At 45.8% G+C, this 12716-nt stretch carries 11 protein-coding genes; 8 read left to right on the forward strand and 3 right to left on the reverse strand.

Features of this window, described 5'->3' with window-relative positions; all coding sequences use genetic code 11:
* Positions 1 to 58: 58 nt before the first annotated feature.
* Positions 59 to 478: a nucleoside-diphosphate kinase gene (locus tag DN53_RS02775; protein WP_129652885.1), complete on the reverse strand. Its 420-nt coding sequence runs from the start codon at positions 476 to 478 to the stop codon at positions 59 to 61.
* A gap of 49 nt (positions 479 to 527) precedes the next feature.
* Positions 528 to 1541 carry an alkaline phosphatase D family protein gene (locus tag DN53_RS02780; protein ID WP_129652886.1) on the reverse strand — a complete coding sequence of 338 codons (1014 nt, stop codon included), beginning with the start codon at positions 1539 to 1541 and terminating at the stop codon, positions 528 to 530.
* Positions 1542 to 1616: 75 nt separating this feature from the next.
* On the opposite strand from DN53_RS02780, the gene DN53_RS02785 reads away from it, so the two are divergent.
* The 6 genes from DN53_RS02785 (at position 1617) to DN53_RS02810 (ending at position 9740) form a co-directional block, all read left to right on the forward strand.
* Positions 1617 to 2633 carry a DHH family phosphoesterase gene (locus tag DN53_RS02785; protein ID WP_129652887.1) on the forward strand — a complete coding sequence of 339 codons (1017 nt, stop codon included), beginning with the start codon at positions 1617 to 1619 and terminating at the stop codon, positions 2631 to 2633.
* Entirely contained in the window at positions 2630 to 3178 is a 549-nt protein-coding gene (gene gldI, locus DN53_RS02790) for a gliding motility-associated peptidyl-prolyl isomerase GldI (protein ID WP_129652888.1), read from the forward strand. Before DN53_RS02785 ends, gldI begins: the two co-directional genes overlap by 4 nt.
* A 13-nt stretch (positions 3179 to 3191) precedes the next feature.
* Positions 3192 to 4298 (forward strand): peptidylprolyl isomerase, encoded by a 1107-nt coding sequence (locus DN53_RS02795; RefSeq protein WP_129652889.1) that lies wholly within the window; start codon positions 3192 to 3194, stop codon positions 4296 to 4298.
* A 66-nt stretch (positions 4299 to 4364) separates the two neighbouring features.
* Positions 4365 to 5438: a DUF3810 domain-containing protein gene (locus DN53_RS02800; protein ID WP_129652890.1), complete on the forward strand. Its 1074-nt coding sequence runs from the start codon at positions 4365 to 4367 to the stop codon at positions 5436 to 5438.
* A gap of 59 nt (positions 5439 to 5497) precedes the next feature.
* Positions 5498 to 8437, forward strand: coding sequence for an amidohydrolase family protein (locus tag DN53_RS02805; RefSeq protein ID WP_129652891.1), 2940 nt, complete (start codon positions 5498 to 5500; stop codon positions 8435 to 8437).
* A gap of 10 nt (positions 8438 to 8447) precedes the next feature.
* Entirely contained in the window at positions 8448 to 9740 is a 1293-nt protein-coding gene (locus DN53_RS02810; protein WP_129652892.1) for an amidohydrolase family protein, read from the forward strand.
* A 57-nt stretch (positions 9741 to 9797) separates the two neighbouring features.
* Here the strand turns inward: DN53_RS02810 and DN53_RS02815 are convergent, their stop codons facing one another.
* Complete coding sequence (locus tag DN53_RS02815; RefSeq protein WP_129652893.1) at positions 9798 to 10601, reverse strand: DUF6503 family protein; 804 nt, start codon at positions 10599 to 10601, stop codon at positions 9798 to 9800.
* A 70-nt stretch (positions 10602 to 10671) separates the two neighbouring features.
* Between DN53_RS02815 and DN53_RS02820 the strand changes: the two genes are divergently transcribed.
* Both DN53_RS02820 and DN53_RS02825 read left to right on the forward strand, forming a co-directional pair.
* Complete coding sequence (locus DN53_RS02820; RefSeq protein WP_129652894.1) at positions 10672 to 11472, forward strand: TrmH family RNA methyltransferase; 801 nt, start codon at positions 10672 to 10674, stop codon at positions 11470 to 11472.
* A 3-nt stretch (positions 11473 to 11475) separates the two neighbouring features.
* Positions 11476 to 12708, forward strand: coding sequence for a M48 family metallopeptidase (locus DN53_RS02825; protein ID WP_129652895.1), 1233 nt, complete (start codon positions 11476 to 11478; stop codon positions 12706 to 12708).
* Positions 12709 to 12716 lie beyond the last annotated feature (8 nt).

The raw sequence follows: 12716 nt of genomic DNA on the forward strand, positions 1-12716 counted from the left end.
AATAAAACAGGGCCGCTCCAAAAGAGCGGCCCTGTTTACATATACGTTTATATTTCGTTTAGTACACTTCCCTTCCCGAGAAATGGAAAGCGCCCTCAATGGCCGCGTTCTCATCGCTATCGGAACCGTGCACGGCATTCTCTCCAATACTGGCGGCATATAATTTTCTAATGGTACCCTCGGCAGCTTCAGCTGGGTTGGTGGCCCCGATCAACGCACGGAAATCATCCACCGCATTGTCTTTTTCCAAAATGGCCGCCACAATGGGACCTCTGGTCATAAACTCCACCAACTCCCCAAAAAATGGGCGCTCCTTGTGGATCGCGTAGAACTCTCCGGCATCCCTTCGGCTCAATTGGGTGTATTTCATGGCCACAATCTTAAATCCCGCAGCCGTTATTTTTTCCAAAATCGCACCAATATGGCCGTTTTCAACCGCATCTGGCTTGATCATGGTAAATGTTCTATTTCCAGTCATTTTTTAAAATTTTGCGCAAACTTACGGTTTTTCAACCAACAGGCAAGGCTTAATAGGCTTGTTTTAGCTCCTGAAGCACAGCACCCTCCTCTCCCATGATCTTAAAACGTACCTCTTTGGTTTCAAGGTTGATGGCAATAGTGCCGTAGCTGGTCCTTGAGACCACCTCCCCCACCCGAAACGGATTGGGCTCCCCCGAAAAACTGGAATAGGAGTGTGTGAGTCCGCTACTGGTAAAGTCCACCAAAGGATAGGTCAAATTGGGTACACTTTTTCGGGAAAACTCTGAAATATGTCGGTCCCCGGACAGAATCATAACGCCTTTTGCCTTGGAATCCACAATGAGCTTTTCCAGCTTTTCCACCTCTTTGGGAAAATTCCCCCAAGTCTCGAACCCATGCTCTCCAGATAAAAACTGGATGCTGGACATGATCAGGTTAAAGTCGGCATCGGAGTGGTTGAGCTCTCCTTCGAGCCATTTCCACTGCTCGGCACCCAAGACGGTGGCATCCATGTCCAAATTGGGACTGTATCGTTTTTTGGAAACGGTATCCTTGACCAAGGCGCTTCGGAAATAACGGGTATCCAAAACCACAATTTTCACTTTGCCCTTGGGTGTTTCATAGGCATGCGAGGCATATACCCCTTCCCTGGTTCTTCGAGGACTGTTTTTAGGCACCTCCATAAAATCCAGGAACACCTGTTGGCTCTGGCTTTTTACCAAAAACTCTTCCCCGCCATCGTTGACCCCAAAATCATGGTCGTCCCAAGTGCCGATAATAGGGACTTTTGCCTTCAATTGAGCATACCCTTCAACACTATCCTGTAGGGCATAGATGGCCCTGAGTTTTTCCATATTGTCCGTATCGGCGTAGACAATATCCCCGCCCCAAACCCAAACATCAGGGTTCTCGTTCAAAATATCGTCCCAAAACGGATTGGGCTCCTGGGGCATGTTACAGGAACCAAAGGCCACCAAAAAAGTGGAGCTTGGCACATCCTGTTTCTGTTTGCATCCCAAGAGGACAACCAATAGGCTCAAGTAAATGGAAATAGGCTTCATAGGCTCGGCTTGCTTTCAAACAAAAATAAGATATCGCGAGTTACCTCTATATTATATTATTGTATCTTTGGCCGCATGAATTTAGCGGACATCTCAACAGTTAAGTCTATACTTTCCCAACCTCAAAAAATCGTTATCATCCCCCATAAAAACCCAGATGGCGATGCCATGGGCGCCTGTTTGGGGCTCTATGGTTTTTTAAAGGGAATGGGGCAGAACGCCCGTGTGGTCGCGCCCAACGACTATCCCAAATTCCTGAAGTGGATGCCGGGACATGACACCGTAGTGAACTTTGAATGGGACAACGGGGAGGCTCAAAGACTGTTGGATGAAGCCACGGTCATTTTTACCTTGGATTTCAATGACTTTTCACGTACCGGGCAAATGGCATCGGTTTTGGAGGGCAAGGAAGCTGATTTCATCATGATCGACCATCACCAACAGCCCAGCGACTATGCCAAGGTCACCTATTCCGATGTAAGCATGAGCTCCACCTGCGAGATGATCTATAATTTCATTGATTTTTTAGGTCAAACAGATAGCATTACGGCAGACATTGCTTCAAACCTGTATACGGGGATCATGACCGACACCGGCTCTTTTAAATACAGATCCACCTCCAGCAAGACCCATAGGGTCGTAGCAGACCTTATTGAGCGTGGCGCGGACAACATGGAGATCCATAGACAGGTTTTTGATACCAATTCACCTTCCCGCCTACATTTGTTGGGCGTGGCTTTGAGCAATATGGTCATTCTTCCGGAATATAGAACGGCCTACATTACCCTTACCCAAGAGGAGTTGGATGCCAACGATTTTAAAAAGGGAGATACCGAAGGTTTTGTAAACTACGGACTTACGCTGGAAGGGATTATTTTTGCACTGATCTTTATTGAGAACAAGGACGAAGGCATCATCAAGATTTCCCTGCGGTCTGTGGGAGACTTTTCGGTGAACGAATTTGCCCGAAAGCATTTTAATGGTGGCGGACACGACAATGCCGCCGGGGGCAGAAGTGATCTGTCCATGGACGAGACCCTGCAACAGTTCAATGAAATCCTAAAAACCTATAAAAGCACATTGAATCCATGAGAATAGCTTTTATTCTAATCACCACGTTCCTTTTTGTGGCCTGCGGAGGCCCAGAACCCCGAAGACCCGTGGAAGTAAAATCCGGCAGTTTTTTTAAGGAAAGCGTGGAACGCAACAAGGCCTTGATTGCCGAAGAGGAAAAACTGATTCAGGAAATCATTGCCAAGGACAGCCTGCACGACTATTTGGCCAGTCCCAATGGGTTCTGGTACTACTACGAGACCCAAAACGATACGGCCACTTACCTTCCCAAAACCAATGATCAGGTGTTGTTTTCCTATAATCTAATGACCTTGGACAACGATACCATCTATACAGCGGAAAGCATAGGTCCAACTTCTTATGTTGTGGACAAGGAGCAATTGTTCCCTGGACTTCAAAATGCGGTAAAACTCCTTAAGATTAGCGAAAAAGCCACTTTTATTTTCCCATCTTTGCAGGCTTATGGCTACCAAGGGGACAATAATGCCATAGCCCCAAGGACGCCTGTAAAATCATCTGTGGAATTGCATACGATCATTATACACAAAGACAGTCTAAATTAAAATCACACATACCATGAAGCATACCTTAGTATTCATCGCTTTGTTTTCCCTCGCTTTTGTCGGGTGCAAATCCAGCAAATTTGCTGATTTGGGGGATGGCATCTATGCTGACATCCAAACCAGCCAAGGCGATATCATTGTAAAACTGGAGTACCAAAAGACCCCGGTCACCGTGGCCAATTTTGTATCCTTGGCCGAAGGCAACAGTCCTTTTGTTTCGGATAGCTTGAAAGAGAAGAAATATTTTGATGGGCTTATATTCCACAGGATCATCAAGGATTTTATGATCCAAGGCGGCGACCCTTCCGGCACAGGACGTGGAAACCCAGGGTATAAATTCAAGGATGAGTTCAACGATTCATTAAGACATTCCAAAAAAGGGATGCTTTCCATGGCCAATTCGGGTCCCAAAACCAACGGAAGCCAATTTTTCATCACTCACAAGGCCACTCCTTGGCTCAATGACAAGCACACCGTCTTTGGCGAAGTGGTAAGTGGTATGGATGTGGTGGATTCCATTGCCAATGTACAAACCGACCCAAGGGACAGACCCATGGTTCCTGTGGTCATGAAAAAGGTGGAAATTGTCCGCAAAGGAAAAGAAGCCAAAAATTTCGATGCTGTCAAGATCATGGGCGACTATTTTGAAGAGGAGAAAGTTGCAGAGGCCACCTTCCAGAAAATGAAGGAAGAACTGATTGCCGAATTTGCCCAACAAAAAGAAGCAGGAGAGGAAACTCCCACAGGCCTTATCATCTATACCGTAACCGAAGGAGAGGGGGAACAACCCAAAGAAGGGCAACAGGTGATGGTGAACTATGCAGGATACTTGGCCAATGGAGACCTGTTCGACACCAATATCCAAGAAGTCGCCGAAAAATTCAATCAATTGAGCCCAGGCAGAAGGGATCATGGCGGATATGCCCCGGTTTCCATGGAATACAGTACTCAGGCTAGATTGTTCCCAGGGTTCAGGGAAGGACTTCTTACCATGAAAGTGGGGGACAAAGTTCGCATCTTTATGCCTCCTCACTTAGGTCTTGGTGCCCAAGGTGGTGGTCCCATTCCACCAAATTCCGATCTTATCTTTGATGTGGAGATCACCGCAATCTCGCAATAGACCACCCATTAAAAACATAAAAAGCCGTACTTTTCCGTGCGGCTTTTTTTATGCGTTCAATCATAGATGAAAGACAAGGTCAAAACCATCATAGCCATAGCGCTTCCTATCCAAATTGTATTGGTAAAATGGATGGCGGCCTACCCTGATTTTGTTGAGACCTATTACAGCAATGGATTGTATCCGCCCGTATCCAAATTTTTGAGATTGCTCTTGGGATGGATTCCGTTTTCCGTGGGAGACTTGTTCTATTTTACCCTTGGCATTCTTGCCATTTGGTATTTGTATAAACATTGGAAATCCATCAAGGGCAGACCTCTCAATTTTCTAAAAGACATTGCCGTGGTACTTTCCATCACCTATTTTGCCTTTCATTTGCTTTGGGGAATGAACTATTATCGGCAACCCATTACTTGGAAATTGGGCATGGAACGGGAGTACACCCTCAAAGAACTGACCCAGTTCACCCAATACCTTGCCGAGAAAACCAATGCATATCAACAACAGATCACTGGGGACAGTATTGAACCGGTACAGATACCCTATTCCCGAAAAAAGATTTTCAAAAAAACCGAAGAGGGCTACGCCATATTGAAAAATGACTATCCGGACCTTGAATATAGAAACCCAAGCCTAAAATCCTCGCTTTTCAGTATTCCACTCACCTATATGGGGTATGGTGGATATTTGAACCCCTTTACCAATGAGGCACAAGTGAACGGCATTACCCCTTTGTTCCGTATGCCCACAGTAAGCGGACATGAGGTGGGACATCAACTAGGGTACTCCGCGGAAGATGCTACCAACTTCATCGGGTATTTGGTCACGGTACAAAACAACGACCCCTATTTTAAATATGCCGCTTACCACAATGCCTTGGGATATTGCCTATCCGACCTGTCCCGAAAAGATGAAGAAACTTCCAAACAGATCATTGCCACATTGCATCCCGGGGTAAAAAAGAATTTTCAAGAACTCAGGGATTTCTGGGAACAGTACCAAAACCCGCTGGAACCCATGTTTAAGTCTATCTTCAGCACCTTTTTAAAAATCAACAATCAAAAAGAGGGCATCCATAGTTACAATTCGGTAGTGGGACTTATGATCAATTTTCACTTCAAAAAAGAGACTTTGCCCTAGGGTTGTGCAATACCTCCACTTCCTTTACCTTTAAACCGACTAATTCAATTGACATAAATATGAAAATGAAACTCTTGGCACTGACCTTTTTGTTGGGTGGTGCTTTTTTAATGGCACAAGATTATTTTCCAAAAAATGATGGTGTCAAGGCAAAGAACAACAACTACACGGCATTTACCAATGCCAAGATTTACGTAAGCCCAACCCAGATCATCCAAAACGGCACCCTGCTCATCCAAGATGGCAAGGTGGTGCAGGTGGGCAAATCCGTAACCATTCCCAAAAATGCCATTGTTGAAGATCTTCAGGGAAAGTTCATCTATCCCTCTTTTATCGATGTATTCTCGGATTATGGTATGGGCAAGCCCGAAAACGCCGATGGTAGTGGCAGGTCTTCACAGTACAATCCAAACCGCGAAGGGTTTTATTGGAACGACCACATTATGCCAGAAAATAGTGCCATTGGCAGTTTTACCTATGACAAGAAAAAGGCTGAAGAACTCCGTAAGGCCGGTTTTGGGGTGGTCAACTCACATATGCAAGATGGCATAGCCCGCGGTACAGGTGTTTTGGTAGCCCTGAACGATGCAGGCAGCGAGGCACAAAGAATCCTCTCCGATAAATCGGCCCAGTATTTTTCATTCGATAAAAGTGTCACTTCAAGACAGTCCTACCCTACCTCCATCATGGGGGCCACGGCCTTGATGCGACAGTTATATTATGACTTGGATTGGTACAACAAAGGAAATATTGAAACCACAGACCGTTCCTTGGAAGCTTTGGAAGAAAACAAAGGCTTAAGTCAGATCTTTGCTGCTGGGGGCAATGGCAATATTCTCCGTGCGGATAAGATTGGGGACTTGTTCGGAATCCAATACACCATTTTGGCCGGAGGTGATGAATATGAACGCATAGCGGACGTAAAGGCCACCAATGCCCGATTGATCGTTCCCTTGAATTTCCCAGATGCCTATGATGTTTCCAACCCTTACGAAGCCCAATATGTAGCCTTGAAAGATATGCGTCATTGGAACTTGGCCCCCTCCAACCCAAAGGTTTTGGAAGACAATGGGGTCCAATTTTCATTTACCTTACATGAGTTGAAGTCACCATCGGACCTTAAATCCAAGTTGATGAAAGCCATCACCTACGGCCTTTCAAAAACCAAGGCTTTGGAGGCATTGACTACGGTACCGGCATCCATTTTGGGAAAATCGTCCGAAATAGGATCCCTACAATCCGGGAGTCAAGCCAACTTTTTGATTACCTCAGGAGACATTTTTGATGAAGGGACCACACTCTACGAAAACTGGGTCCAAGGGAACAAGAATGTCATCCAATCGAAAGACCAGAAAGATGTCCGTGGGGAATATACCCTTGCCGCCAATGGACAGACCTATACCGTTTCCATTACCGGGGAAGCGAACAAACCCAAAGTGGAGTTGAAAAAAGGTACAGAAAAAGTCTCTTCCAAATTGGAATACACCACAGATTGGTTGAACGTCTCTTTTTCCGAAAACGGGACCGAATCCTATCGTTTTGCAGGTAAGGTTGCATCAGGTTCTGATGACATTTCAGGAAAAATGGTCCTCCCCAACGGAACTGAAACCACGGCCACCCTGACCAAGACAGGTCCATTCAAGGAGACTGCCAAAACCTCGGATGACAAAAAGCAACAGCTTATGGCGGTCACCTATCCCAATGTGAGCTACGGGTACAAAACAAAACCCCAGCAAGAAAGCATCCTTTTTAAAAATGCCACTGTTTGGACCGGCAATAGCATTTTGGAGAACACCGACGTCCTCGTAAAAAATGGAAAGATTGCCAAGGTGGGCAAAGATTTGCGTGCCGGAGGTGCCACCACCGTGGATGCCACAGGCAAACACCTCACAGCCGGAATCATTGATGAACATTCGCACATAGCGGCCTTGTCCATCAATGAAGCGGGACACAATTCTTCCGCTGAAGTCCGGATGAAGGATGCCATTGACCCAAAAGACATGGACATCTACAGAAACTTGGCTGGTGGGGTCACTACCATTCAATTGTTGCACGGTTCCGCCAATCCCATTGGAGGGCGTTCTGCCATTCTCCGATTAAAATGGGGTGAAAATGCAGATGGGTTGGTATTCCCGGGCTCTCCCAAGTTCATAAAATTTGCCTTGGGTGAAAACGTAAAACAGTCCAACTGGGGTAGTTACTCCCGCTTTCCACAAACACGGATGGGGGTGGAACAGGTCTATACGGATTACTTCCAACGTGCCAAGGAATACGATGCCAAGAAGAAAAGCGGACAACCCGTTCGACATGATGAGGAAATGGAGGTACTTGCCGAAATTTTGAACAGCGAACGCTTTATCAGCTGCCACTCCTATGTACAGAGTGAGATCAATATGATGATGAAGGTTGCGGAGAAATTCGGTTTCCGAATGAACACCTTTACCCACATTTTGGAAGGCTACAAAGTAGCCGATAAAATGGCCGAACACGGTGTAGGAGGTTCCACTTTCAGTGATTGGTGGGCCTATAAGTTTGAAGTGAACGACGCCATCCCTTACAATGCCGCCATCATGGCCAGCCAAGGAGTTACCGTGGCCATCAACAGTGATGATGCTGAAATGTCCCGAAGGTTGAACCAAGAAGCTGGAAAAACGGTGAAATATGGAGGCATGTCCGAGCTTGAGGCTTGGAAGACCGTGACCTTGAATCCTGCAAAACTGTTGCATTTGGATGATAGGGTCGGAAGTATTGAGGAAGGAAAAGACGCCGATTTGGTGCTTTGGAGCGACCACCCCCTATCCGTGTATGCCAAAGCCGAGAAAACCTTGATCGAAGGCACCGTGTATTTCGACCTGGAGAAGGACAAGGCCATGCGCCAATCTGTACAACAGGAAAGAAACCAGCTCATTAATATGATGCTAAACGAAAAGGAAAAGGGGGAAAAGACACAGACCCCGGTCCAGAACAAGAAAGAACGATTTGAATGTGAAACCCTTTAATACACAAATCATGAAACAAATAATAACCATCATATGTCTCGTTTTTGGGGTTTTACTACAAGCACAACAAACCCCTGCTGCCCCACAGACCGAACAAGTTGCCATTTTTGGTGCCACGGCCCATATTGGTAATGGGGAAGTGATAGAAAATTGCACCATCATTTTTAATGATGGTAAGATAACGGCCGTAGGAGCGGATCTTATGGCACCGACCATTGGCACCATGATCAATGCCCAAGGAAAGCATGTATATCCCGGTTTTATAGCTCCGTCCAAATCTTTGGGCCTTGTGGAAGTGGATGCAGTGCGCGCCAGTAACGATCAGGATGAACTTGGGGAAATGATTCCCAACATACGCAGTATTGTTGCGTATAATGCAGAGTCGAAAGTAGTAGAAAGCATGCGACCCAATGGAGTGCTTTTGGCACAGATAACCCCTAAAGGCGGTAGAATCTCCGGGACCTCCACCATTGTACAGTTCGATGCCTGGAACTGGGAAGATGCTGCGGTAAAATGGGATGATGGCATCCATTTGAACTGGCCTTCCCTGTTCAGAAAAGGAAGCTCCTGGTTGGGAGAGCCCAATGCTTTTATGCCCAATAAAAACTATCAGGAACAGGTTGACGAGGTGCTCACTTTCATACAAAATGCCAAAGCGTATGGAGCAGGAACATCCCAAGAACTCAACCTCTCCTTTGCGGCCATGCAAGGTCTTTTTAACGGCTCACAACGCTTGTACATCCACGCCAATGGGGAAAAAGAAATCATGGATGCCGTTACCAGTGCCAAAAAAGCTGGCATACAACATATGGTTGTGGTAGGTGGATACCGGGCCCATAAGATTACCGACTTTTTAAAGCAAAACAACATCCCGGTATTGGTCAGTGAACCCCATGCCCTACCCCAATTTGATGATGACGATTACGATTTCCCGTATAAATTACCCAAATTGTTGGTAGACGCCGGTCTATTGGTCGGTCTGCAGAACGAATCCATGTCCAACTTCCAGACCCGAAACCTTCCCTTTTATGCCGGACAGGTGGCCGGGCAGGGCTTGGATAAAGAAAAGGCTCTTCAACTACTTACAGGGAACACTGCAAAGATTTTAGGCATCGATGCCGATTACGGTACCTTGGAAGTAGGCAAAAGCGCCACTTTATTCATCTCCGAAGGAGATGCTTTGGATATGCGCACCAATCAGCTTACCAAAGCCTTTATCGATGGCAGGGACATTTCGTTGGAAACCCACCAAACCGAACTTTGGAAACGGTACATGGGCAAATACGATAGCGAAGGAAAATAAAAAAAGAGCGGCGTTCAAATGAACGCCGCTCCCCTTTTAACAAATCTCCAATAGTAATCAGTTCGTTTTGGCTTCTACAGATACAGCCCCTTCAGGTCTGGCATAAAATTCTTTGGGTTTGGGCGTTGCACTCAAGACCACATCAGTAAAAACCACTGTGCTTTTGGGGTCAAGAATAGTGCTTCCCTCGTAATTGTACCACGTAATGGATTTGGGCAGTACCAATCCGTTCACGGTCTGCCAATCATCATACCGAATCCATTTTACATTATCCGATTTCTCCCCTGTACGATAAGTGACCGTATACCCCAACCATGTCATTTGATGGGTGTCCGGGTCAAAATGGATGTAGTATTCATCCTTGGATGAAACCCCTACTCCAGATTCGTAAGCAACCCTTACACCGGGATATTCTTTCCCTTCAAACCTCAACGCGTCAGTTTCGCCATACACTATACCATCATCTGCCAAAACGAATGGCATGGCATAGAAGTAGAACATCAGGTTATGGTAGAACGCCGCATCCCCCTTATAGGTTGATTCCGGGTCCAATAACCATATTTCGGTACCATCAAACCCCATGGAGACGCCTTTGGAATCTACCCGGTCCCTTCTGGACCAAAGGTCCACCGTATGGGTTTCAGGGTTATCAGGATGGGGGATAACAAAAGATAAGGTTCTTTGTTGCTTCCACAGTTCCAATCCACCATGGGCCTCAAAAACCTGCATCATAGCATCAGGGTATCGGGAAGATTGTTCGGTAGCTTTTTCCTGGACAGAATTTTGGGTAGCTTCTTGTTTGACATTGGGTTTGCATGCCCCTAGAATCAGAACTAGGGCTAGGATGGTTATTTTTTTCATGATCATTAAATTTCACGATTGGTCGAAAACCCCTTTTATTAATTACAGGAATCTCTATTTTTGGACTGTGATGGAAGCGAAATTGATCAGCAGTCTCCAAAATCCTTTGGTAAAAAAAACACTGCTCCTTAAAGAAAAAGCCCGGGAACGGAAGAAAACCGGCCGTTTTGTCGTGGAAGGCAGGCGCGAGATGGAACTGGCCCAAAAAGGGGGGTATGTGTTGGAAACGGTGTTTTTCTGTACTGAAGTCTTTGCTGAAACAGGCATCGATTCTTTTTTAGGGAATCCGCAAACCGAATTGGTCCAACTTACCCAACAGGTCTACGAAAAAATCGCCTACCGGGAAACCACGGAAGGAATTCTGGCCATTGCGAAAAGTAAGTCCCATGCCTTGGATGGGATTCAATTCAAAAACAAATCCCCTTTGATTCTTGTGGCCGAAGCCCCCGAAAAACCAGGTAATGTAGGAGCTTTGTTGCGAACAGCCGATGCAGCCGCCCTGGATGCCGTGCTGATTGCCAATCCAAAATCTGACCTATACAACCCCAACATTATCCGTTCCAGTGTGGGCTGTGTCTTTACCAATACCATTGGAATGGGATCTACTGAAGAGATCATTAACTTCCTTAAAGCGAACCATGTAACCATCTATTGCGCTGCCTTATCGGCCTCCAAAAACTATGTGGAATGTAACTTTAAACCCGCTACGGCCATTGTTGTGGGCACCGAGGCTACAGGCCTAACAGAAGATTGGCTGCAAAACTCCAACCAAAATGTAATCATTCCAATGCAGGGTGAAATCGACTCCATGAATGTTTCCGTATCGGCGGCAATACTTATATTTGAAGCCAAGCGGCAACGTGGATTTTAAGCTATGGAGAAAAATCTACTCTTTTATGTGATCCTTGCGATTTTGGTCATCCAGTATTTGGTGCATTTGCTACTGGAGTATCTAAATGCCAAACGATTCAAATCCAAGGTACCTCCGGAGCTTTCCGATGTTTTTGACGAGGCGGAATACCAACGGTCTCAGGAATACAAAAAGGCTAATTACCGTTTTGGATTGCTTTCGGATGGATTTTCCCTTGTCCTTACCTTGGCCTTTTTATGGTTTGGGGGATTTGAATGGGTAGACCAATTAACGCGTTCCTTTGCTGAGAGCCCCATTCCCATGGCATTGCTGTTTTTTGGTTTCATCATGTTGGGCAGCACGATTATAGGGCTACCATTCTCATACTACAAAACCTTTGTGATCGAGGAAACCTACGGTTTTAACAAGACCACAAAAACACTGTTCTTTTTGGACAAGCTAAAAGGCGGTATTCTTGCTCTTATTTTTGGTGGTGGAATACTTTCATTGTTCATGCTCTTTTACCAATGGACCGGTCCAAATTTTTGGCTTTATGCATGGTTGCTCATCGGAACCGTCATTCTTTTCATTAACCTGTTCTATAGCCGGCTCATTGTGCCCTTGTTCAACAAACAGACCCCCCTTGAAGATGGCAACTTAAAGAATGCCATTGAAGCGTATGCCCAAAAAGTGGGCTTCGAACTCAAAAATATCTTTGTGATCGATGGCTCCAAACGATCCACCAAAGCGAATGCCTATTTTTCCGGATTGGGCAAGGAAAAACGCATTACACTGTTCGATACCTTGATCAATGACCTCGATGAAGAGGAAATCGTGGCCGTATTGGCCCACGAAGTAGGCCATTACAAAAGAAAGCATATCATATTCAACCTTTTGGCCTCTTTGGGCTCTATGGGCCTTACCCTCTACATCCTATCGGTGTTCATCAACCATCCAGAAATTTCAAGGGCCATAGGGGTATCCATTCCAAGTTTTCACGCGGGACTTATTGGCTTTGCTTTATTGTACAGCCCCATTTCAGAAATCACGGGACTTGCCATGAACTATCTGTCACGAAAATTTGAGTTCCAGGCGGATGACTATGCCAAAATGACCTTTGCGGCCACTCCGTTGGTGACCTCGTTAAAAAAGCTTTCGAAGAACAGTTTGAGCAATCTCACCCCGCATCCTGCATACGTTTTTGTCCACTATTCCCACCCCCCATTGGTAGAGCGCATCAGGAACTTAAAGGCATAGTTTTTGTT

The sequence above is a fragment of the Flagellimonas olearia genome, assembly GCF_004150225.1.
GTDB classification, from domain to species: Bacteria; Bacteroidota; Bacteroidia; order Flavobacteriales; family Flavobacteriaceae; genus Flagellimonas; species Flagellimonas olearia.